The 22245-nt window shown below is 68.9% G+C and carries 22 protein-coding genes; 13 read left to right on the forward strand and 9 right to left on the reverse strand.

Annotation, left to right across the window (positions count from 1 at the left end; translation table 11 throughout):
- Nucleotides 1-2 precede the first annotated feature (2 nt).
- Together ACZ1DY_RS39060 and ACZ1DY_RS39065 are read right to left on the reverse strand one after the other, a co-directional pair.
- The gene (locus ACZ1DY_RS39060) at nt 3-488 is read right to left on the reverse strand and encodes a GNAT family N-acetyltransferase (RefSeq protein ID WP_257484101.1); all 486 of its coding nucleotides are present in this window, start codon (nt 486-488) and stop codon (nt 3-5) included.
- A complete protein-coding gene (locus ACZ1DY_RS39065) occupies nt 488-1393 on the reverse strand; it encodes an aldose 1-epimerase family protein (RefSeq protein WP_257484100.1) in 906 nt (301 codons plus the stop codon). Before ACZ1DY_RS39065 ends, ACZ1DY_RS39060 begins: the two co-directional genes overlap by 1 nt.
- Before the next feature lie 73 nt (nt 1394-1466).
- Here ACZ1DY_RS39065 and ACZ1DY_RS39070 point away from each other — a divergent pair, with 73 nt between their 5' ends.
- On the forward strand, nt 1467-2975 hold the full coding sequence (locus ACZ1DY_RS39070; RefSeq protein ID WP_465485771.1) for a fatty acyl-CoA synthetase: 1509 nt from the start codon (nt 1467-1469) through the stop codon (nt 2973-2975).
- Here ACZ1DY_RS39070 and ACZ1DY_RS39075 read toward each other — a convergent pair.
- Nucleotides 2952-3737 (reverse strand): aminoglycoside adenylyltransferase domain-containing protein, encoded by a 786-nt coding sequence (locus tag ACZ1DY_RS39075; RefSeq protein WP_465482648.1) that lies wholly within the window; start codon nt 3735-3737, stop codon nt 2952-2954. The two genes, ACZ1DY_RS39070 and ACZ1DY_RS39075, sit on opposite strands and share 24 nt — an antisense overlap.
- Before the next feature lie 216 nt (nt 3738-3953).
- On the opposite strand from ACZ1DY_RS39075, the gene ACZ1DY_RS39080 reads away from it, so the two are divergent.
- From ACZ1DY_RS39080 to ACZ1DY_RS39090, 3 genes are read left to right on the forward strand one after another with little or no spacing between them, the layout of a single operon-like run.
- Nucleotides 3954-4517: a TetR/AcrR family transcriptional regulator gene (locus ACZ1DY_RS39080; RefSeq protein WP_126730523.1), complete on the forward strand. Its 564-nt coding sequence runs from the start codon at nt 3954-3956 to the stop codon at nt 4515-4517.
- On the forward strand, nt 4517-5347 hold the full coding sequence (locus tag ACZ1DY_RS39085) for an MBL fold metallo-hydrolase (protein ID WP_465482649.1): 831 nt from the start codon (nt 4517-4519) through the stop codon (nt 5345-5347). Before ACZ1DY_RS39080 ends, ACZ1DY_RS39085 begins: the two co-directional genes overlap by 1 nt.
- A complete protein-coding gene (locus ACZ1DY_RS39090) occupies nt 5344-6171 on the forward strand; it encodes an MBL fold metallo-hydrolase (protein ID WP_465482650.1) in 828 nt (275 codons plus the stop codon). The genes ACZ1DY_RS39085 and ACZ1DY_RS39090 overlap by 4 nt, the downstream gene beginning before the upstream one ends.
- Before the next feature lie 178 nt (nt 6172-6349).
- On the opposite strand, the gene ACZ1DY_RS39095 is transcribed toward ACZ1DY_RS39090, so the two are convergent.
- The 5 genes from ACZ1DY_RS39095 to ACZ1DY_RS39115 form a co-directional block, all read right to left on the reverse strand.
- Nucleotides 6350-7735 carry an APC family permease gene (locus ACZ1DY_RS39095; RefSeq protein ID WP_257484093.1) on the reverse strand — a complete coding sequence of 462 codons (1386 nt, stop codon included), beginning with the start codon at nt 7733-7735 and terminating at the stop codon, nt 6350-6352.
- Between the two features lie 95 nt (nt 7736-7830).
- On the reverse strand, nt 7831-8418 hold the full coding sequence (locus ACZ1DY_RS39100) for a DUF3558 family protein (protein WP_465482651.1): 588 nt from the start codon (nt 8416-8418) through the stop codon (nt 7831-7833).
- Between the two features lie 24 nt (nt 8419-8442).
- Nucleotides 8443-9726 (reverse strand): MFS transporter, encoded by a 1284-nt coding sequence (locus ACZ1DY_RS39105; protein WP_465482652.1) that lies wholly within the window; start codon nt 9724-9726, stop codon nt 8443-8445.
- A 118-nt stretch (nt 9727-9844) separates the two neighbouring features.
- Nucleotides 9845-10531 (reverse strand): pyridoxamine 5'-phosphate oxidase, encoded by a 687-nt coding sequence (gene pdxH, locus ACZ1DY_RS39110; protein WP_126730513.1) that lies wholly within the window; start codon nt 10529-10531, stop codon nt 9845-9847.
- Between the two features lie 507 nt (nt 10532-11038).
- On the reverse strand, nt 11039-11410 hold the full coding sequence (locus tag ACZ1DY_RS39115; protein ID WP_257484091.1) for a hypothetical protein: 372 nt from the start codon (nt 11408-11410) through the stop codon (nt 11039-11041).
- Nucleotides 11411-11788: 378 nt separating this feature from the next.
- Here ACZ1DY_RS39115 and ACZ1DY_RS39120 point away from each other — a divergent pair, with 378 nt between their 5' ends.
- The 8 genes from ACZ1DY_RS39120 to ACZ1DY_RS39155 all read left to right on the forward strand — a co-directional run bounded on the left by ACZ1DY_RS39120 (nt 11789) and on the right by ACZ1DY_RS39155 (nt 20370).
- Nucleotides 11789-12793: an ABC transporter substrate-binding protein gene (locus ACZ1DY_RS39120; protein ID WP_465482653.1), complete on the forward strand. Its 1005-nt coding sequence runs from the start codon at nt 11789-11791 to the stop codon at nt 12791-12793.
- Nucleotides 12790-13743 carry an ABC transporter permease gene (locus ACZ1DY_RS39125; RefSeq protein WP_257484089.1) on the forward strand — a complete coding sequence of 318 codons (954 nt, stop codon included), beginning with the start codon at nt 12790-12792 and terminating at the stop codon, nt 13741-13743. The genes ACZ1DY_RS39120 and ACZ1DY_RS39125 overlap by 4 nt, the downstream gene beginning before the upstream one ends.
- Nucleotides 13740-14528: an ABC transporter ATP-binding protein gene (locus ACZ1DY_RS39130; protein ID WP_465482654.1), complete on the forward strand. Its 789-nt coding sequence runs from the start codon at nt 13740-13742 to the stop codon at nt 14526-14528. The genes ACZ1DY_RS39125 and ACZ1DY_RS39130 overlap by 4 nt, the downstream gene beginning before the upstream one ends.
- Before the next feature lie 2 nt (nt 14529-14530).
- On the forward strand, nt 14531-17146 hold the full coding sequence (locus tag ACZ1DY_RS39135) for a sensor histidine kinase (protein ID WP_465482655.1): 2616 nt from the start codon (nt 14531-14533) through the stop codon (nt 17144-17146).
- Entirely contained in the window at nt 17143-17568 is a 426-nt protein-coding gene (locus ACZ1DY_RS39140) for a roadblock/LC7 domain-containing protein (protein ID WP_005156032.1), read from the forward strand. Before ACZ1DY_RS39135 ends, ACZ1DY_RS39140 begins: the two co-directional genes overlap by 4 nt.
- Nucleotides 17569-17588: 20 nt before the next feature.
- The gene (locus ACZ1DY_RS39145) at nt 17589-17969 is read left to right on the forward strand and encodes a DUF742 domain-containing protein (RefSeq protein WP_034308529.1); all 381 of its coding nucleotides are present in this window, start codon (nt 17589-17591) and stop codon (nt 17967-17969) included.
- Nucleotides 17947-18540, forward strand: a complete 594-nt coding sequence (locus tag ACZ1DY_RS39150) for a GTP-binding protein (RefSeq protein WP_126730503.1) — start codon at nt 17947-17949, stop codon at nt 18538-18540. Before ACZ1DY_RS39145 ends, ACZ1DY_RS39150 begins: the two co-directional genes overlap by 23 nt.
- Before the next feature lie 285 nt (nt 18541-18825).
- Nucleotides 18826-20370 carry a hypothetical protein gene (locus ACZ1DY_RS39155; RefSeq protein WP_465482656.1) on the forward strand — a complete coding sequence of 515 codons (1545 nt, stop codon included), beginning with the start codon at nt 18826-18828 and terminating at the stop codon, nt 20368-20370.
- A gap of 3 nt (nt 20371-20373) precedes the next feature.
- Here the strand turns inward: ACZ1DY_RS39155 and ACZ1DY_RS39160 are convergent, their stop codons facing one another.
- Complete coding sequence (locus ACZ1DY_RS39160; RefSeq protein ID WP_257484086.1) at nt 20374-20994, reverse strand: TetR/AcrR family transcriptional regulator; 621 nt, start codon at nt 20992-20994, stop codon at nt 20374-20376.
- A gap of 91 nt (nt 20995-21085) precedes the next feature.
- Between ACZ1DY_RS39160 and ACZ1DY_RS39165 the strand changes: the two genes are divergently transcribed.
- Complete coding sequence (locus ACZ1DY_RS39165; protein WP_465482657.1) at nt 21086-22177, forward strand: lipase family protein; 1092 nt, start codon at nt 21086-21088, stop codon at nt 22175-22177.
- Nucleotides 22178-22245: the final 68 nt, after the last annotated feature.

The raw sequence follows: 22245 nt of genomic DNA on the forward strand, positions 1-22245 counted from the left end.
CGCTAACGAACTGGGCCACCGGTCCGCACGCGGGGCTTTTCGAAATGGACCAGTTCGTAGTGCGCCTCGGGCGTGCGGTGCGTTTCGACGTAGCCGAGCTTCCGGTACATCCGGAGCGGGCCCGCGCTCCGCTCCCCGGTGAACAGGCGGAACACGCTCACCGAGGGCGGCGCGGCCGCCTCGGCGGCGAGCAGCAACGAGCTGCCGAGGCCGTGTCCCTGCCTGTCCGGGGCCACGATGAGCCTGCCGACGAGACCGGCCTCGCCGTCCACGACGATCCGGACGCTCGCCACCAGCCGTCCGGATTCCCTGATGCCCCAGGCGAAACACGCGGGATCGCCCAGTGCCTCCTTGGCCTGCTCGAAGGTCTCCAGCAGCGGCGGGAGGTCGAGGTTCTCGTGCTCCCTTGCCTCCGGGACGTACGCCGCGCGCTGCAGCGTGAGCACCTCACCCGCGTCGGCGGGGCCCAGCCGGAGAGGTGCCTCCATCAGCGCACCCGGATTCCCCAGCTCCCGGTCCACGACGACGCGGGCTCCAGGTCGATCAGGTCGGTGCCGGTGTTGAGCGCGTCGGCGGGGCAGGTCATCGGCTCGATCGCCACCGCCCGCCCGCGGCCGACCAGGTCGCCCGGCGTGAACACCTGCGCCCAGCGGAAGTCCGGCCCGGCCCAGACCAGCAGCTCCTGCTCCCCGTGCGAGAGGACGTGGTGGTGGTTGCCGTCCTCGGCGACGCTCAGCCCGCCGAACGCCGTGTCGAGGTCGACGCCTTCGAGCACCTTGCCGGACCGGAAGTCGTACTCGGTCCCCTCGACGTCCTGCTCGTCGGCGTACGGCATCTGCTCGTCGCCGAGATACGGGCGGACCCGGCTCGCGGGCAGCGTCAGCGTCAGCTCATCGGTGGGCACGTCGCCGATGCGGAAGTAGGGGTGCGTGCCGAGCCCGACGCCGATCGGGCTCTCGCCCTCGTTGCGGATCTCGTGCGTCACGACCAGCTCGCGCGGCGAGATCTCGTAGGTGATGGTCGCGCGCAGCGGCACCGGCCAGCCCTCCTGCGCCGGGACGTCGATGGCCATCGTGATCGACGACTCCGCGTGCTCCAGGAGCTCCCACTCCTCGTGCCGGGTCAGGCCGTGGATCGCGTTGCCGCGCGCCTCCTCGGTGATCGGGAGCTGCTGCTTCTCACCCTGGTACACCCACTGGCCGGCCTTGGTGCGGTTCGGCCAGGGCAGCAGCACCTGCCCGGCGCCCTTCGGCGGCTTCTCGTCCTCGGCGAACGCCTCGACGTAGGGCACTCCGCCGACCTCGAACGCGCGCAGCCCGGCACCGATCTCGGTGACGACGGCGCGCGCGTTGCCGCGGGTGATCTCGAACTGCTCTCCGGTGGGATTGGCCATGCCGACGAGGTTACCGGCGGCCTTGTCCGAAGTAGTGTGGGAGCGCCACGCCCGGACGAAGGAGACCGCCGCGATGACCGTTCCCGGCTACCCCAGCACCGTCGGCCGCGTCCTGGAACGCAGCGCGCGCCGCGTCCCGGACCGGGTCGCCCTCACGTTCGCCGATCGCGTGTGGACGTACGCGGAACTCGACCGCGCGGCGGGGCGGGTCGCGGCGAAACTGCTCGGCCGCGGGCTCGCCCACGGTGACCGCGTCGCGGCCTTCGGCAAGAACTCCGACGCGTACCTGTTGCTGTACCTCGGTTGCGCCCGCGCCGGGCTGGTGCACGTGCCGGTGAACTTCAACGCGCGCGGTGAAGAACTCGAGTACCTGCTCACGCAGTCCGAACCGGCCGTCGCCTTCGTCGACCCCTCACTGGCCGGGTACGTCGATGTCGATCATGTGTCCACACTGGACGTTCTGGAGTGGGCGCTGGACGAGACCGCCGCCCCGCACGAGGAGTCCGGGGTCGCCGACGACGACCTCGTCCAGCTGCTCTACACGTCCGGCACGACCTCGCGGCCGAAGGGCGCGATGCTCACCCACCGCGCGCTGGTGCACGAGTACTCGTCCTGCATCGCGGCGCTCGACCTGAGCGACCGTGACGTGCCGCTGCACGCGCTGCCGCTGTACCACTCGGCGCAGATGCACGTGTTCCTCATGCCCGGGCTGGCCGTCGGCGCGACGAACCACCTCGTCGAGGCGCCCGACCTCGGCGACATCCTCGCGCGGATTCCGCGTCAGGGCATTACTTCGCTGTTCTTCCCGCCGACCGTCTGGGTCGGGCTCGCGAACCATCCCGGTCTCGCGGACGCGGATCTGAGCTGCCTCACCAAGGCCTACTACGGCGCGTCGATCATGCCCGTGCCGGTGCTGAAAGCGCTGCGCGCACGACTCGAAGGAGTCGGTTTCTACAACTGCTTCGGCCAGTCGGAGATCGGTCCACTCGCGACGGTGCTGCGGCCGGAAGAGCACGACGCGCGGCCGGATTCCGTCGGGCGGCCGGTCCTCTTCGTCGAGACGCGGGTGGTGGACGCCGAGATGAACGACCTCCCGCCGGGTGAACTCGGCGAGGTCGTCTATCGCTCTCCTCAGCTGTGCACCGGTTACTGGGGCAAGCCCGAGGAGTCGGTGGAGGCTTTCGCGGGCGGCTGGTTCCACTCCGGCGACCTGGTGCGGCAGGACGAAGAGGGTTACCTGTTCGTCGTCGACCGGATCAAGGACGTCGTCAACACCGGTGGCGTCCTGGTCGCTTCACGCGAGGTGGAGGACGCGCTGTACGCGCATCCCGCCGTCGCCGAGGTCGCCGTCGTCGGCCTGCCGCACGAACGCTGGATCGAAGCGATCGCCGCGGTGGTCGTGGCGAAGGAACCCGTCGAGGAAGCGGAACTGATCGAGTTCGCCAAGAAGTCCTTGGCGGCGCACAAGGTGCCGAAGTCGGTGCATTTCGTCGGCGAACTGCCGAAGAACGCGTCCGGGAAACTGCTCAAACGCGAGCTGCGGCAACAGTTCGGCGGGTCAGCGTCCGCGATCGGTGTCTAGGCTTTCGGCGTACGCGGCGAACTCGCAGGCCGCTTCGAGGCTGCCCGGCCGTGGCGGATCCTCCGGATCCCAGCCGAGTTCGCGGTCTCGCAGCACCTGCGTGAGCAACGGCCGCCAGCGCGGATCGAGGTTCTCACGCGCCCAAAGGAGCGCGCCGCGCTTCGACTCGACCTCGGCCGTGCGCAGCGTGTAGAGCACGCGGCAACAAGTCGACACGATGTAGCGCTGGGTCCACGCGATGTCGAAGGGCGCCCACGCGCGGACGCCGTCGACCAGGCCGTGCAACTCTTCGCGCATCGCCGCACGCATCGCGTCCGGCGGCGGTTCGTCGACGAGGGTCGCGATCGGCGGGCCGTCGAGCACGATGCCTTTGTGACGCAGGATCCAGCGCGTGTGGAGGCTGTTGCAGTGGGTGTCCCAGATCAGGACGCGATGGCCGTGGTCGCAGTACAGCCACGGCGTGCCGAGGCCCTGGCTGGTTTTCAGCGACGCTGTGTCCGCGTACGAGCCCTCGATTTCCTTGCACCAGAAGCCTTCTCGGGTGGGAAGCTCGTCGTGGAACGCGCGGAGATCCGCTTCGATCGTGCCGCTGGGCGGTTCGGTGGTCGCGATGATGAAGTCGCAGTCGCTGTGGAGGTCGCCGGCGCCGAGCGCGAAGGAGCCCTGGACGTACGCGCCGACGTACGTGTCGCCGAGGATCTCGCGGGCTGACGCGACCAGGTCGGTGAGGACCTGGTCGAGTTCGGCGTAGGGCGTGTACACGGGCCGGACGTTACCCGGCCTCGTGAGCCCAAGGCGCGACTCGCGTGATCAGGCACGTAACTCACGTGATTGGAGGCGTAACTCGCGTGTTCGGACGGCGAACTCATGAGTGCCGCGTCTGATCACGCGAGTTACGCCTCCAATCACGCGAGATCCGAGTTGGCGCACCCGAGTCTTACTAGACCGGTCGTCATAGTTTGAGCTACAGTCGGCCGCATGGTCCGTCGCACCGACACCCGGCAGCGCATGCTCGATTCCGCCGCCGAGCTCTTCCACCAGCAGGGTTATCACGCCACCGGGCTCAACCAGCTCGTCACCGCCGTCGGCGCGCCCAAGGGCTCGCTCTACTTCCACTTCCCCGGCGGCAAGGAGCAGCTGGCCGCCGAGGCCATCCGCCAGTCCGCGGACCGGCTCTGCGACCAGTTGCGCACGATCGCCGCGAACGCGCCCGACATCGTCACCGGTATCGAGAACGTGGTCGAAGCGCTGGCGACCTCGCTGGAGGAGTCGGATTTCCAGCGCGGCTGCCCACTCGCGACGGTCGCGCTCGACGCGTCGGGCGACAGCGAGGTGATCCGCCAGGCCTGCGCCGACGGCTACACCTCCTGGCACACCGTCATCGCCGACGCGCTGGACACCGACAAGGCGGACCAACTGGCCACGGTCGTCCTCGCCGCCATCGAGGGTGGTCTGCTACTGGCCAAGACGTTGCACGACACCGCGCCGCTGCGCGCGATCGCCCCTCACCTCCGTGCCACCCTCGAACGGGAGCTGTCCTGATGCGCGTCCATCACCTGAACTGCGGAACCATGCGGCCGGTCGGCGGCAAACTCGTCGACGGCAGGCCCGGTCTGTTCCGCCGCGCCGAGCTGATCTGCCACTGCCTTCTGCTGGAGACCGACAACGGGCTCGTGCTCGTCGAGACCGGTGTCGGAACGCCGACGGTCACCCGCCCGACCGAATGGCTCGGCGCCGGTTTCGTCCGGCTGGTGCACCCCGACAGCGACGACGACCTGAGCGCCACCACCCAGATCCGCAAGCTCGGCTTCGACCCGGCCGACGTGCGCGACATCGTGCTCACCCACCTCGACCTCGACCACGCGGGCGGGCTCGTCGACTTCCCCCAGGCGCGGGTCCACGTCCACGATCGCGAACTCCAGGCGCTGGAGAAGCCGATCGACCGCAAGGAGGCGAGCCGCTACCGGAAGGTCCAGTTCAGCCATGGTCCACTGTGGAGGTCGTACCGCGCCGACGGCGAGCCGTGGTTCGGTTTCGACGCCGTCCGCGAGCTCGAAGGGGTCCCGGACGTCCTGATCATCCCGCTCGCCGGGCACACCCGCGGGCACGCGGGCGTCGCGGTCGACACCGGCGACGGCTGGCTCCTCAACGCCGGTGACGCCGTCTTCCACGGCGGCGAGCTGGAGCGAAAGCCGCATATCCCTCTGGCCTTGGGCTTCTTCGAGTCGTATATGCAGACGGAGAAGACCGCACGACTGGACAACCAGCGCCGGCTGCGCGAACTTGTCAGTAACAACGGTGCCGAGGTGACGGTCTTCGCCGCGCACGACGCCACCGCATTCGAACGGCTCAGCCAGAGGAGCAGGCTATGAAGGTGCACCACCTGAACTGCGGCACGATGCGCGCACCGGGCGGGAAGCTGCTCGACGGCCAGCCCGGCCTGCTGCGCCGCTCGGAGCTGGTGGCGCACTGCCTGCTCATCGAGACCGGCGACGGGCTCGTGCTGGTGGACACCGGTTTCGGCCGCAAGGGCGTCGAGAATCCCGGCGCCTGGCTCGGCACGCCGTTCACGCTCATGGTCGGCGCCAAGCCGGTCGAGACGGAGACCGCGGCGCACCACGTCGAGGCGCTGGGCCACCAGCTCGAAGACGTCCGGCACATCATCTGCACCCACCTCGACGTCGACCACGCGGGCGGGCTCGCCGACTTCCCGAACGCCGTCGTGCACGTCCGCACCGCGGAGCACGACGCGGCGACGTCACCGGCCAACCAGAGCGAAAAGCTGCGGTTCCGCGCCAACCAGTTCGCCCACCGTCCACTGTGGAGCATGTACGACGAGGCGGGGGACGACTGGTTCGGTTTCCAGGCCGTCCGCGAGCTGAAGGGCCTGCCGCCGGAGATCCTGCTGGTGCCGCTCGCGGGGCACACCAAGGGGCATACCGGGGTGGCCGTCGACACCGGCGACGGCTGGCTGCTGCACGCCGGCGACGCGTACTTCTTCCACGGCCAGATGGACCCGGTCAAGCCGCACTGCCCGCCGGGGATGACCGCTTTCCAGAACATGGTGCAGACCCTGCGCAAACCGCGGCTGGAGAACGTCGAGCGGCTGCGGGAGCTGAGCCGGGAACACGCCGACGAGGTCACCGTGTTCTCGGCCCACAGCCCGGTGGAGTACCAGGCGCTCAGCCGCGGTTGATCGAGCTCGGTGACGTGTCGCGAAAGCCACTTTCGCGACGCCTGACGTCCCGAAAGTGGCTTTCGCGACACCGGCGCTCTAGCCCGGTGAGGCGGCGGCGCCAAGCGCGAAGGGGACTTTCCCCGCATCCGATGCGGCGAAAGTCCCCTTCACGACACTCGAAACCCGCCGATGCGGGTCAGCCGACCGGCGGCTCGAGGGGCTGCCGGTCCTCTTCCTTGTGCGTGGCCCGCATGATGAGCCAGTTGATCCCCCACAGCACGATGCCGACGCCGAGCAGGATCGCGGCGACCTTGTAGTCGCGCGCGGGCCGCCCGGACAGCGGCGTCACCAGGTAGACGCAGAAGATCGCGGCCAGCACCGGGATGATCGTCGGCGCCCGGAAATGCTTGTGCGCCGCCTTCTCCTTGCGCAGCACCAGGACCGCGACGTTGACGATGGCGAACACCGCCAGCAGCAGCAACGCCGTCGTGCCACCGAGCACCCCGATGTCCACAAAGGACACGAGGCCGATCGCGATCAGGCTGGTGAACACGATCGCCACCCACGGGCTGCGGCGGAACGGGTGCACGGTGCCCAGCTGCTTCGGGATGATCCGCTGGTTCGCCATGCCGTACAGCAGGCGGCTGGCCATCAGCATGTTGATCAGCGCCGAGTTGATGACCGCGAAGAGACCGATCGCGGAGAAGACCTCCCGCGGGAAACCGGGCGCGCCGACGTCGAGGACCTTCAGCAGCGCGCTGCTCTTGGCCGCCTCCAGCTCGTCCGCGGGCACCAGCAGCGAAGAGGTCACGGAGACCAGGATGTAGATGGTCGCGGCGATGACCATGCCCCACAGCATCGCCTTCGGGAAGATCCGGATCGGGTCCTTGCACTCCTCGGCCATGTTCACCGAGTCCTCGAAACCGACCATCGCGAAGAACGCCAGCGAAGTCGCCGACGTGATCGCCACCAGCATCGTCTGGTTCTCGGTGTCGAACTCGACCAGCCGCGAGGCGTCCCCGTTGCCGTTGAGCACCGCCCACACGCCGACCCCGATGATGATCAGCAGACCGCCGATCTCGATACAGGTCAGCACCACGTTGGTCTTCACCGATTCGGAGACCCCGCGGAAGTTGATCAGCGCGAGGCCGATCACGAACAGGATCGCCACCAGCGGCATCGGCGCGGTGATGAACTCCTTGAGATAGGTCTCGCCGAAGGCCTTCGCCGCCGACGAGGCCGACGTGATCCCCGAGCACATCACCGCGAACGCCACCATGAAGGTGAGGAAGCGGATCTTGAACGCCTTGTGCGTGTAGAGCGCGGCCCCCGCCGCCTGCGGGTACTTCCCGACCAGTTCCAGGTAGCTGAACGCGGTCATGAACGCGACCACGAAAGCGATCAGGAACGGAAGCCACAGCGCGCCGCCCACCCGGCCCGCCACCTGCCCGGTGAGCGCGTAGACGCCCGTCCCGATGATGTCCCCCACCACGAAGAACAGCAGGAGTTTGGAACCCATCACCCGCTTGAGGCTCGGTTGACCGGCCGGACCGGTCTGTTCTGTTGTCGTCGTGTCCGCCATGCGGCAAGAGTGTGCCGTATCACGTCTGGGGCCGACAGTCCGGTTTGGTCAGTTCTTCGTCACGGGTTGACGAAGCCCGCCTTTGGGTAATCCGCTCAGTTGGCGTCGACCGCGGTCTTCACCAGCGGGAGCATCATGTCCTGCGTCATCTTGACCGGCCCGGTGTAGTTGACCAGGACCGGCACGCCGTCCACGAGTTCGGCCGCCGCCAGCGTCGCGGTCTTGTTCTCGTCGGTGTTGTAGTAGATGGCGCCTTCGCCGACACCGGTGACGTCCTTCGCGTTCGCCTTGGCCTTCTTCAGCGAGGCGACCATCTCGGCTGGCTTGAGTTTCTTGCCCTCGAAGCGGGTCACCGCGAGCGCGCCGATCTGCTTGCCGGCGGCCGAGTAGACGCAGCTCTTCGCTTTGCCTCCGTTGGCGGCGTTGTCCTGCACCGGACCCGGCGCCGACGTCACGCCCTGGATCGAGACCGCCTTGCCCACGGCCTCGGCGGGCAGCAGCGCGCACGGCTCCTTCGAACCGGTGCCACCGGCGGGCGCGGCCGAGGAACTCGGCGCGGCGGAAGGAGCGGGGGCCTGGCTCGACGGCTTGGCCGCGTTGTCCGTCTTCTCGTCCCCGGACGAACAGGCGGAAAGGGTCGCGATGACAGCGGCGAACAGGATGATCGCCCGTGAAATACGCATGGGCCCGACGATAGACCGAACGGCCTAGCCTGCCGGGGCCCGGTACCGCCAGAACGACGGGATGAGCAGCGCCGCGCCGATGACCAGCACGATGACCAGCACTCCGCCGCCGGAGGCCGCGGCGGCCGTGCCGACGCCGGCGGCGGCCCAGCCGTGGGTGAGGTCGGCGATCCGCGGGCCGCCCGCGACGACGACGGTGAACACGCCCTGCAGCCGTCCGCGCATCTCGTCGGTGGTGGCGAGCTGCAGGATCGACATGCGGTAGATCGCGCTGACCATGTCGGCTGCCCCGGCGAGCGCCATGAAGAACACCGCGAGCCACAACGAGTTCGCGAGGCCGAAACCGGCGACGGCGGCGCCCCAGACACAGATCGAGACGATCACGCCGACACCTTGTTTGCGGATCCTGGTCAGCCAGCCGGAGAAGAGGCCGATCAGCATCGCGCCGGCGGGGAGCGCGGCGTACAGCCAGCCCAGCGCCGGGCCGCCGCCGGGCGGGTCGCCGAAGGTGCGCTCGGCCATCTCCGGGATCAGCGCGCGCGGCATGCCCGCGACCATCGCGATGATGTCGACGAGGAACGACGCCAGCAGGATCTTCTGTGTCGCCAGGTATCTGAAGCCGTCGATGATGTCGCGGAGGCCGGCGCGCCGCGCGATCTCGCCGAGTGGCGGGATCGGAGGGAGCTTGTAGACCGCGATGAGGGTCAGGGTCAGGGCGACGACGTCGATCAGATAGAGCGTCGAGAGGCCGAGGATCGGGATCAGCGAACCGGCGAGCAGCGGGCCGAAGACCGCGCCGAAGGTGGACATCGTGCTGCTCAGCGCGGTCGCGGGCGCGATCAGGTTGTCCGGGACCAGCCGGGCGACGACGGCGCCGCGGGTCGGCATGTTGATCGCGAAGAACGCCTGGTTGACCGCGAGCAGGCCCAGTACGAGCCAGACCGAGCCGATGTTCAAGTACGCCTGGAGCCACAGGACCGCCGAGGTGACGGTGACCCCGACGTTGGTGACGAGCAGGAGCTTGCGGCGGTCGACGGCGTCCGCGATGGCGCCGCCCCACAGACCGAAGACGAGCAACGGGACCAGCGCGACCAGGCCGGTCAGGCCGACGTACGCCGACGAGCCGGTGAGGTCGAAGACCTGTTTGGGGACCGCGACGGCGGTGAGCTGGCTGCCGACGGCGGTGACGGCGGTGGACAGCCAGAGACGGCGGAACGCGGGGATCTTGAGCGGCCGGGTGTCGACGACGATCGAGCCGAACAGTTTGCGGACACCTTTGCGCTGGTCAACCCCCACGTCGTCACTCACAACCAGACAGCTTAGCCGCGCTAACTAACCAACCGCGCGCGATTTATGTCACCGGCCGCGCGTGAAGGCCCCCTTCCCTCGGCTGAGCCGAGGGAAGGGGGCCTTCACGCGCGTGGGATCAGGGCGCGACGCGCTCGATCTGCCAGCCGTCGTCCGTGCGGACGTAGCGGAGCCGGTCGTGCATGCGGTCCTCGCGGCCCTGCCAGAACTCGACGACGTCGGGCCGGATGCGCCACCCGCCCCAGTGCGGCGGGAACGGGATGTTCTCGACGTCGGCGAACCGGCGCTCGATGCCGTGGAGCGCGTTCTCGAGGGCGCGGCGGCCGTCGACGACGCGGGACTGCGGCGACGCCCAGGCCCCGAGCTGCGAACCCCGCGGGCGGGACGCCCAGTACTCGGCGGTCTCGGCGACGTTGACCTTCTCCACCTCGCCGCGCACGTGGACCTGACGCTGCAGGGCGTACCACGGGAAGGTGATCGACGCGTAGCGCGTCGCGGTGAGGTCGTGGCTCTTGGTCGAGGTGTAGTTCGTGTAGAAGACGACACCGCGCTCGTCCAGGCCCTTGCACAGCACGGTCCGGGAGGACGGCCTGCCCTCCGGGTCGGCGGTGGCGAGCACCATCGCGTTCGGCTCGGGGATCCCGGCGGAGACGGCCTGGTTCAGCCAGTCCTGCAGCTGGGCGGTCCACGTCTCCGCGAGCGCGGACTCGTCGAAGGCGGCCCCTTCGTAGGCCACCCTCATTCCAGGCAGGCGAACGACGGCGTCGCCGTTCTCGGCAGCGCCCTCTTTGATCTCCGGCATCATCCGCCAAACCTCCGTACCCGATCGGGGCCCATGACTTCGGCTTTGCCGCCGACGGTATTGCCTAGACGGCGGCGGCGAAACCCACTGAACGGTGACACCCGCCACCCCTGCCCGATCATCTGTGTGTAGCCGCTGGACCGCAAGCCGTCACCTGCTGGTCACCTGGCGGGACCTGATCGATCAAGGTCGAAGGTCGGTCCGCCCGGCGCTTTGTTCCGGCTCTTTCCGGTCGCCCGCGGAATCGCGCCCGGCTTCATAAAATACGGAAAGCGCCTGGACAGACCGGGTCGGCAAGGAATTCACGGCCATCCTTTCCGCTTTTGTTTCGTCGATATTTCGGAACTCCGCGAACAATTCTTCCGGTTTTCACAGCGGCGCCCGCGCCCGCCCCGGCCAATTCTGTCGATTGACAGAAATTACCGCCCGGAACATCTCCGTCAGATGTGCCGGCGAAGGACGGCTCCGGGACGGCAATTCGCCTCCCGAAACCGGCCTTCTCCGGGGTTGTCAGTTCGTGACGGTGAACTCCGCCCGGACGATCCAGCCCCAGCAGTCGTACGACGCCGTGTACCGCCCCGGGACCGTCCCGGCCGGACCGTCGCCGCGCAACGCGACACCGATGCCGCCGGTACCGCCGTCCCCCACCACCCGCAAGGGGATCGGCGCGGCGAGACCGTCCGCGACGAGGGTCGTCGCGAGCTCGCCCGCCCCCGACGGGCGCAGGCAATAGATATCCGCGGTGACCGTCCCACCTGCGACGACGGTGTTCGGGCTCAGGACGAGGCTCGACGGTCTGGTCGCGTTCGCCTGCCCCGCACCGGCCAAGGTGGACAAGATCGCCGCCCCCGCGACGCATGCCGCGGCCGCACGAAATTTCATCCTCTGCTCCCTCCGGAATTTTTCACCCGCCACCCGATGGACGTACGCCGCCGGGCACCGGGTTGCCCACCAGGTGAGAGTCCGCCCTTTGGGGCGAACGGCCGGGTTTAGCAGAATGTGACAGCGAATCGTGCAAGAGCCGACGATCACACTAGGTAGACCTTGCGCCACTCGATAGGATCGCCGCCGAGAGCAACGGGGTGATCACCTCTATCCAGAGTGTTCAGAGGTTTTGATGGGACGGCCGGGTGTGCGGCCGCGCCATCGCCATTACCGGCCGGGCTTCCGTGAGGGAGTTCGACACCGGTCGATCAGTCCTGCGCTCGAACAGCCGGAACTTTCCACGCCCGAGTTACTCCCCTTCCCCAGGAGTGCGTTGTGATTTCCCGTTCCCGCCGTCTCGTGACGGCGTTGTTGTGCGTCCTTTCGCTGGCAGGCGTGACCGCCCTTTCGGCTTGTTCCGACAGCACGGCCGCCTCCGGCACCAAGGTCACGATCGGTTACAGCGCCTGGCCGGGCTGGTTCCCGTGGGCGGTGGCCCAGGAGAAGGGCCTCTTCGAGAAGAACGGCGTGAACGTCGACCTTAAGTGGTTCGACAGCTACACCGAGAGCATCAACGCCCTCTCCTCCGGCGCGATCGACGCGAACAGCCAGACCCTGAACGACACGCTCGCGTCGGTCAGCGGTGGCGCGAAGCTGTCGGTCGTGCTGGTCAACGACAACTCGACCGGCAACGACAAGGTCATCGCCCGCCAGGGGATCGGCAGCGTCGCCGAGCTCAAGGGCAAGAAGGTCGCCGTCGAGCAGGGCACCGTCGACCACTACCTGCTGCTGCTGGCGCTGCAGGAGGCGAAGCTGACCGAGAAGGACATCGAGCTGGTCCCGCTGCTGACCGACGCCGCCGCGGCCGCGTTCGTCGGCGAGCAGGTCGACGCCGTCGCCGCCTTCGCGCCCTTCACCACGAAGGCGCTCGAGCGCCCGGGCAGCCGCGCGATCGCGACGTCCGCCGAGTTCCCTGGCGCCATCCCCGACCACCTGGTCGTCTCCGAGCAGATGTCGAAGCAGCGCAAGAAGGAGGTCCAGGCGCTGGTGAACACCTGGTTCGAGACCATCGAGTGGATCAAGCAGAACCGCGAAGAGGCCGTGAAGATCATGGCCAAACGCGGCGCGGTGTCGATCGAGGAGTACAAGACCTACGACGCGGGCACCACGATCTTCACCAAGCAGCAGAACCTCGACGCGTTCACCCCTGGCGTCACCCCCGCCCACCTCAACTTCCAGGCGGGCAAGATCGCCGACTTCATCGTCTCCAACGGCCTCGCCCAGAGCAGGCCGAACTTCGACGGGCTGTTCGACGACCAGTTCGTCAAGGCGGTGAAGTGAGCGCCACGGACGCGTCGGGGCGGGCCGCTCAGCGGACGGACGCCGACGACGAGGCCGAAGCGCGCCGACTCGAAGACGAGCAGCGGCTCGCCGAGGCGCAGGAGGAGCGGCGCGGCACGCGACCGGACTGGTCGCCGCTGCCCCGCCGGGCGGGCCTGAAGCCGAACGCCTCACCGCTGTTCTCGCTCCGGACGCCGATCCCCGCGCGCTGGCGGTGGGCGCTGGCGGTGGCCTCGTTCGTGATCCCGCTGCTGATCTGGGTGACGCTGAACGCGCTGGGCACGATCAAGCCGATGTTCCTCCCGACGCCGGTCGCGGTGTTCGACGCGCTGGTGAAGATGATCGAGTCGGGCGAACTGTTCAGCGACCTCTGGGCCACCACGCAGCGCGTGCTGCTCGGCTTCGGGCTCGCGATCCTCGTCTCGGTGCCGCTCGGCATCGTGATGGGGACGTTCGACGCGGGGCTGGCGCTGTTCGAGCCGGTCATCGCGATGCTGCGCTATCTGCCGGCGAGCGCGTTCATCCCGCTGCTGATGATCTGGCTCGGCCTCGGCGAACCGTCGAAGGTCGCGGTCCTGTTCCTCGGCACGGTCTTCTTCAACACGCTGATGATCGCCGACGCCGTCCGCGGGGTGCCGCGTTCGCTGCTCGACGTGTCGTACACGCTCGGCGCGCGGCGCGGCGAGGTCCTGCGCAAGGTGATCGTCCCGCACGCGCTGCCCGGCATGATCGACGCGACCCGCGTCAACGCGGCGGCCGCGTGGAACTTCGTGGTGGTCGCCGAACTGATCAACGCCACCGCCGGGCTCGGCCTGCGGATCATGCGCGCGCAGCGGTTCACCCAGACCGACCGGATCTTCGCGCTGCTGATCGTGATCGGCCTGCTCGGGCTGGTCATCGACATCGCCTTGCGGCTCCTGCGGGCCAGAGTCGGGAAGTGGGCGGCATGACGCTGCAGTTGAAGGCGGTCGCCAAGGACTACACGGTCCGAGGCAAGACCACCCGCGCGCTCGACGGGATCGATCTCGACATCACGCGCGGCGACTTCGTCTGCGTGGTCGGCGCGAGCGGGTCCGGCAAATCGACCCTGCTGTCGCTGATCGCGGGGCTGACCGAACCGACCGAAGGCCTGATCACCCTCGACGGTGACGCCGTGACCGGGCCGGGCCCGGATCGCGGGCTGGTGTTCCAGCACGGCGCGCTGTACCCGTGGCGCACGGTGGAGAGCAATGTCGCGTTCGGACTCGAACTGCTGGACATCGACAAGGCCGAACGAGCCCGCCGGGTCGACTGGTATCTCGACGAGACGGGCCTCGGTCACCTGCGGAAGTCGTTGCCCAAACAGCTTTCCGGCGGGCAGAAACAGCGGGTCGCGATCGCACGGGCGCTGGCGTGCGAGCCCGACGTGCTGCTGCTGGACGAGCCCTTCGGGGCGCTGGACGTCCAGACCAAAGAGGACATGCAGGTCCTGATCCGCCGGATCTGGACCGACACGCACACCACCGTGCTGATGGTGACCCACGACGTCGAAGAGGCCGTGTTCCTCGGCCGTCGCGTCGTGGTGCTGGCCTCGGATCCGGGCCGGGTGGCCGCCGACATCGAGGTCGGCCTGCCCGCGGAGCGCGACCTCGATGTCAAACGCGCGCCGGAGTTCGTCGCGCTGCGCGCGTCCATCGAAGACCTCGTCCGGGAACAGCACCGCGGACACCTCGGGCGGAGCCGGGGAGAAAGGTGACCATGAGGCACGGGAAGACCCGGCCCGAACGCGGGCCGCGGTCCGGATTGCTCGGCAGACTCGGTATCCGGGGCAAGCTCAACCTGCTCCTGATGCTGCCGCTGACCGCCGTGGTCCTGGTGTCGGTGCCTTACGTCGCCGGGGAGATCGACGACGCCCGGTCCGCGCGCACCACCGCCGACGTCGCGTCGCAGGCCCGCGCGCTCGGCACGCTCGCCTGGGAACTGCAGCGGGAACGGCTGCTGACGGCGCACTACATCGCGTCGTCGTCGGCGAGCAGTGCGGCGATGCTGAAACAGCAGGCCGTCGTCGCGGACACGGTGAACCAGGTGAGTTCGCAGCTGAGCGCCGACGCGCCGGAAGAACTCGCGGCGGCGCTGGTGCGCATCGGATCGCTGAACGAGATCCGGGAGAACGCGCTCCGGCGCGGCGCCTCACTCGACAGCGTGGCGCGGACGTATCACGCGGTGATCGACGCGGTCATCAACTCGCTCCGCCTGGTCCCGCAGCAGACCAGTGACGCGGCGGGCACCCAGCAGCTGACCGCGCTCGACGCGCTGCTGCGCGCGAACGAGGAGAACTCGTTGCGCGGGATGGCATTGATCATCGTGCTGGTCACCCCCGAATCGGGCGCGCCGGTGCTGGCCGACGCGAAACAGCAGTCGTCGCTGTTCCTCGAACGGTTCGTGCAGCAGGCCGACGTCACCCAGGCCACGCAGGTCGTCGCGGTGGAGCAGGGCGAGTCCGGCCGCCGGGTCGACGCGCTGGAGGCCAGGCTCGCGGAGGCCCGTGGCCCGCAGGCCGTGCAGAGCCTGCTGCCGGACATCCTCGGCGCCGTCGACGCCCAGTCGAACCAGCGGCGCCTCGCGCAGGACGCGGTCACCACCGGCATCACCGACGCCGCGACCGCGCGAGCCGACGCGGCGCAGAATCTGGCGTGGACGATCGGTATCGGCGCCGGTGTGCTGTTCCTGCTGGTCGGTGGGCTCGCGATCGCGGTCAGCCGGTCGATCGCGGATCCGCTGCGGAAGCTGACCACGGCGGCGACCTCGGTCGCCGACCTCGCGAGCACCGAACTGGTCCGCGTCACCGACACCGAGCAGGCCGAAGAACTCGCGCCGCGGCTCGCCACCATCGACGTGTCCTCACAGGACGAACTCGGCAAGCTGGCCGAGGCGTTCAACCGGGTGCAGGCCACCGCGGCCGAACTGGTGGAACGGCAGGCCGTCACGCGGCGCAACGTCGGCCTCATGTTCGCCAACGTCGCGAAGCGCACGCAGAACCTGGTGGGCAGGCAGCTGGCGCTGGTCGACGAACTGGAGCGCAACGAGCAGGACGTCGCACTGCTGGCCAGTCTCTACCGGCTCGACCACCTCTCCACCCGCCTTCGCCGGAACGCGGACAACCTGCTCGTCGTGTCGGGGAACCGCGACGAGGCAAGGATTTCCGGCCCGATCGAGCTGTCGACGGCGCTGCGTTCGGCGCTCGCGGAGATCGAGGACTACCAGCGGGTGCGGCTCGGTTCGATGGGCGACGTGCTGCTGTCGTCGCCGTTCGGCTCCGATCTGGTGCTGATCTTCGCCGAACTGCTGGAGAACGCGACGTCGTTCTCGCCGCCGGAGTCCTTTGTGGACGTCGGGACGAAGATCCTGCCCGACGGCTCCTGCCTGATCGTGATCGTGGACCAGGGCATCGGCATGACCGCGGAGCGGCTCGCCGAGGAGAACCGGCGGCTCGTCGAACGCGAGCGGCTCGAACTGGCGCCGACCAGTGTGCTCGGGCTGTTCGTGGTCGGGCGGCTCGCGCGGCGGCACGGGCTCAAGGTCGAACTGGCCGAGACCGAGCCGGGAGCCGGGGTCACCGCGCGGATCACCATCCCGCCGACCCTGCTGACGTACCGGCCGCCCACGCCGAAGTCCGTCCCCGCGCCGCCGGTGTGGCCGACGGCGGAACCGAGCGAAGAGCCCGAACCGCCGTCGCGGCCGGAGCCTGCCGTGCACGAGCCGCCGACGTTGGCGATCGCCGGGATGATCCCGCGCGGCGGTCAGCGGGCCGGGGACTTCCGGTGGTTCCGCAAGACCGACGGGGAGATCGCGGAACCGGCTCCGGTGCCGCTGCCGCCGCCGGTGCCCGAACCGGCGCCCGTGTACCAAGCACCCGCGCCGACGCTCACCGCCGCCGATCCTGGCGAGACCCGCGGCGGGCTGCGACGCCGGGTCAAGGGCGCGCAGCTTCCCGGCGCCCCCGAAGCGCCTTCGCGGCAGAAGTCCAGGCATGATCCAGAAGCGGCCAAGGCGGCCTTCGACGGCTTCGAGGCCGGGCTGGCGAAGGCCACCGCGCCGCCGGCGGCCGTCCCGGCGCCGATGCCCACCCCGACGCCAGTGCCCGCCGCCTCGCGCGGCGGTCTCACCAGGAGGGTCCCCGGCGCGCAGCTGGCGCCGGGGCTCGCGAAAGGTCCGGCCGCGCGGCACCAGACCGCGCGGGCGGCGTTGAACACCACCAAGCCCAAGGGCATGCGTGACCCCGAGGCCGAGCGTGCCGCGTTCGACGCCTTCAGTGACGGGTTGGAGAAAGCCGTCAACCCGGAGATGCAACAGAGAGAGAAGAGCAAGAGATGACGACCGGAGTCAGCGTCGAAGCCCGGAACTTCAACTGGTTGGTGACGCGCTTCGCGCAGAACACGGCGAGCGCGATGGGCGCGATCGCCGTCTCGGCCGACGGCCTGCTGATCGCGATGTCGTCCGAGCTGGAGCGGGCGAACGCCGACCGGCTGGCCGCGATCTGCTCGGCGATGCTCGGCCTCGCGCACGGCGTCTCCGAGAGCCACCCGCTCGGTTCACCCGACAAGATCATCATCGAGCTGGAGCAGGGCTACCTGCTGGTCTGCACGATCAGCATCGGATGCTCGCTCGGCGTGCTCGCCACCAAACAGGCCAGCCTCGGCACCATCGCCTACGAGATGGCGATGTTCGCCAACCGTGCGACCGAGGTGCTCACCCCCGCGCTGATCGAGGAACTCAAGAAGAGCGTCGGCAGCTGAACTGACGAGGGGACAAGGGAATGAGCGACGACCAGGTACCTCAGCCGCGGGGCGCCGAACAGGGCATCTCGCCGCTACGCCCGTATCTGCTCACCGCCGGCCGCGCGCAGCCGGTGGACGGCACGCTCGAAATCGAGGCTCAAGTGCTCACGAGCAGGCTGGGCGCGGCGTCGCACGCGAGGCTGACGTTCGAACGGCGGGAGATCGTCTCCCTTTGCCGGGAAACGAAATCCGTCGCCGAAGTGGCGGCGATGCTCGGCCTGCACATCGGCGTGGCCAGGGTTCTCGTGGCGGATCTCGCCGCACTCGGCTACGTCGTGCTCCGTCGCCCGGCCGGTGCCTTCACCCAGGACCTCGGCATGATCGAAAGGGTCATTCGTGGACTCGAAGCAATTCGCTGAACCGGCGCCCGCCAAGCCGCCGACACCGGTCAAGATCGTCATCGCGGGCGGGTTCGGGGTCGGCAAGACGACCACCGTCGGCGCGATCTCCGAGATCAAACCGCTGACCACCGAGGCCGCCATGACCTCGGCGGGCGCGGCCGTGGACGGCTCCGGCGGGGAGGTGCCGTCGAAGACCACCACCACGGTGGCGCTGGACTTCGGCTGCATCACCATCGACGAAGAGGTGAAGCTGTACCTCTTCGGCACGCCGGGACAGGACCGGTTCGGGTTCATGTGGCACGACCTCGTGCTGGGCGCGCTCGGCGCGCTCGTCATCGTGGACACCCGGCGGCTCGACGACTGCTATCCGGCCGTCGACTACTTCGAGAAGGCCGGGTTGCCGTTCGTGGTCGGGGTGAACGTCTTCGACGGTTCGCTGAAGCACGACCTCGAAGACGTGCGCTGGGCCCTCGCCGTCGGCGAGGACGTCCCGCTGATCACCTTCGATGCCCGGCAACGCCTTTCGGTGCGCGACGCGCTGCTGGCCGTGCTGCACAACACCTTCCGGCGGGCGTCGGCCGCGTCGTAACTTCGGCAACGGCCCCGGTTTCGGCACGCCGACAGTGACGGCGAACGGGCAGGTCGTGAAGCTGGAGCAGGACTGGGTCAGAAGGTCGTCGGCCGGCTCTGGTGAAGTACATGAAGGCCCCCTTCCTTGCGCCTAGGTACAGGAAGGGGGCCTTCATGTACTGCGGGCCGGTGGGGCGGCCGGGCGGAAGAAGTGACAATTAGCCCCTGAACGTCACACGATCCTGTTATCCTCGATCGCATTCCCGCCCATCCGGCCGCGGGAATGCGAAACGGGGTGGATGCGATGTCCGGCGACTACATGAGCGGAAGCGAGTATTCGGCGACGCTCACGGCCGCGCTCAACGGCTATTGGCAGACGCTGGAGAAGCGCTGGCTGCACGACGCCGGCCAGTTGCTGAGGGGCGGTTCGAGCCAGTTCCCCGGGGCACCGGAGCCCGCTCGTTGGCAGCCCCCGACCGACTCGTGGGGCCATCTGACGACCTGTCCGATCGTCGGGTGGGCGGTCAATGACGGCGCCGCGGCGAACCGGCCGCAGGCGGAGGCCTGTGACGGCTGGAGCGTGCGGGACGCGAAGTACGTCGAGTGCCGGGCGTTCGACGTGTTCACCCAGGTCGCGGATTGGGCGTGGCGGAAACGGGAACAGCTGGCGACCGGCATCCCGGATCTCGCGGGCGGTCCGGAACTGTCGTCGCTCGAAGAGGCATACAGCGCCTTCTCCTCCGTCGAGAAGAAGATGCGGGTCGGCAACGCGATGGGCGACCACGACCTGGACAACATGATCGCGCTGCTCGCGGGCAGCAACGACGACTCGGGCACCCGGGCTTGGATGACCGGCTGGATGGGGCTCGCGGCGAACAGCCTCCGGGACGGTTTCCTCGCGACGGTCCTCCCCACCCTCACGCATCAGGACCTCCTCGTGCAGTGGCTCGGCAACAGCTACTCGTGCCGGGCCACGATCATCCACGCCGCCAGGAACAACATCCTGAACCTCATCGCCGAGGCCACCACCGCGCTCAACGAAGCCGCCCCCGCTCCGGCGGAACCCCCCAAGGAGAAGCTGGTACTGAGCGCCGTCAGCGACAAGTGGGAGTACGCCAAAACCGTCATCGGCGCCTTGGGCCGCACGGCTCCGGCCGGCGTCGGCAACGCGCTGATCCTGCTCGAGTTCGCGATGAACATCACCGCACGGCCGTTCAACTCGGACCTGCGGTTCCCTCAGCTGGACGCGTTCTTCGCGCATGTGGACACCGGCGTCCGTGAACTCCACAGCGACCTGGACAAGGCCGAGAAGGACTACCACGACGCCATCAAGGCCATCGAGAGCGAGATCGCCGGGGTCGACCGCATCGATCTCGAGCTCTACGACATGACGCAACCTCCGGCGAAAGGCGGCCCCAAACCAGGATCGGATGGCACCCAGCGCTTCGCCGTGGACATCACGGTCGTGCTGCAGCTCGCCGAGGCCTGCTACGGAGCGGCCGAGATCTACTCGGGCTTGCTCGGGGAACTCGCGAAAACCTCTTACGCCGACGGCCAGCTCGTCGGTCGCGGTGTCGTCCCCACCGAGGCCGACACCGCCCTGAAGCAGCTACGGAACGACGTCGAGTCCTTCTTCCAGAAGACGACCGCGCGCTACCTGGCCGCGGGCGACCGCATCAAGGAAGCCGCCGAGAAGTACGCGCAGACCGACGCCGAGCAGAAGGAGCGGCTCCAGTCGTCGATCGGCACGCTCGGCGATTGGGCCAAGGAAGAGCCAGGCAAGAAGCCCGAGGGTGAACGGCGGGACCGGATCGACCTCGACCCGGACAAGGAAGGCGCCCAGAACTGACGTTCAAGCGGGCCGGGTGATCGCGGCCAGCATCAGGGCCCGGAGTTCGGCGGCCACCTCGGCGACCGGGAGCGGCGGGGTGTGCGCCTGCCACTCGCGCAGCAGACCGGTCGCCGCGCCGACGAGCGCGATCGCCGTCAGGCGGTAGTCGCGATCCGGTGCGACCCCGTGCGCGGCGGCGTGCCGGGCCTCGCTTTCGATGAACGCGGCCCACCGATCGACCCATTCCTGGTGCTGCGCCTCCAAAGCGGCGCTGACGCCGACGGCCTCGACGTAGTTCAGCCGCGGCATCCGGGGATCCGAGGTGACCGTGCTGACGAAGACGTCCAGCAGTGTCCCGATCCGGGTGACCGCGTCGGCGTCTTCCAGCGTCTCCAGGGTGCCGGTGACGTGCTCCAGCGCGAGCGCGTTGATGCGCTCGTGCAGGGTGAGCAGCACCTTCTCCTTGCTCTCGAACTCCTCGTAGAAGTTCCGCGTCGAGACGCCCGCGCGGGTGCACAACTCGGTGATCTTCGCCTGCCGGTAGCCCGTCGACGTGAACAGGTCCAGGGCCGCCAGGAGCAGGCGTTCACGCCGTTCGGCGCGCCGTTGCTCGGGCGCGACCCCGCCGTAGGTGCGGGCCACTCGACCTCCCCCGATTCGGTAACAGGGATTGCCAGATGCTAGCAACAGCGCCTACATTGCGAAAATCTCGATTACCAAACTGGAGGCAACGGTGCTTCGGACAGTTCTGGTCGCAGCTCTCACAGCCGCCCTCATCGGCGCGCCGGCCGCGCAAGCCGCGCCGAGCGCCCCAGGGGATCTGGTCGACTACAAATCGGTCGTCGCCACCGCCCCGGCGAAGGCCTGGAAACTCCACTACCGCTCCACCTCGGCGACGGGACGGCCGAACACGGTTTCGGGCATCCTGCTGGTCCCGCACACGCCGTGGACGAAGGGCGCCCGCCCGCTGGTCAGCTACGCCGTCGGCACGCACGGCCTCGGCGACCGCTGCGCGCCGTCGACCCGGCTGACGAACGGGTCCGAGAACGAAGTCCTCCTGATGAGCCAAGCGCTTTCGCGCGGCTGGGCGGTCGTCGTGACCGACTACGAGGGCCTCGGCACCCCGGGAACGCACACCTACGCCGTCGGTCAGTCCGAAGGCCGGGCCGTCCTGGACGCCGCCCGGGCCGCTTCCCGGGTCCCCGAAGCGGGCCTGTCCAAGACCGGGCCGGTCGGCGTTTTCGGTTACTCGCAAGGAGGTCAAGCCGCGGCTTTCGCCGGCGAACTGCAGCCGTCCTACGCGCCGGACGTCAACCTGGTCGGCGTCGCGGAAGGTGGGGTCCCGGCGGATCTGAACGCGGTCCTGAAGTTCAACGACGGCGGTCCGGCGTTCGGCCTCGTACTCGGTGCCGCTGTCGGCTTCGCGACCGCTTACCCGGAACTGCCGTTCACCGAGGTGCTCAACGCTAAGGGCGAGCGGGCCGTCGCGAAGGTCAAGGAAGCGTGCACCGTCGAGCTCGGCGCTGCGGCGCCTTTCGCGCGGCTCAACGATTTCACGACCGTGCCCGATGTTTCGTCGGACCCGCGCTGGCAGGCCCGGCTCGGCGAGAACCTGGCGGGCAAGACCAAACCCGGCGCGCCGGTCTTCCTGTACCACGCATCTCTGGACGAACTGATCCCGCTTTCGGTCGGCCGGGGCCTGCGGGACCGCTACCGCGCCCTCGGCGCCGACGTCACCTGGCAGGAGTTCCCGCTGCTGGAGCACATCGGCGGCGTCTCGGCGGGCGGTCCCGTCGCGATGACCTGGCTGGGCACCAAGTTCTGACGAGCCCCGGGGGGATGACGCGAAAGCCACTTTCGCAACCTTGAAGGTTGCGAAAGTGGCTTTCGCAA

Source organism: Amycolatopsis sp. PSD-21, assembly GCF_055561455.1.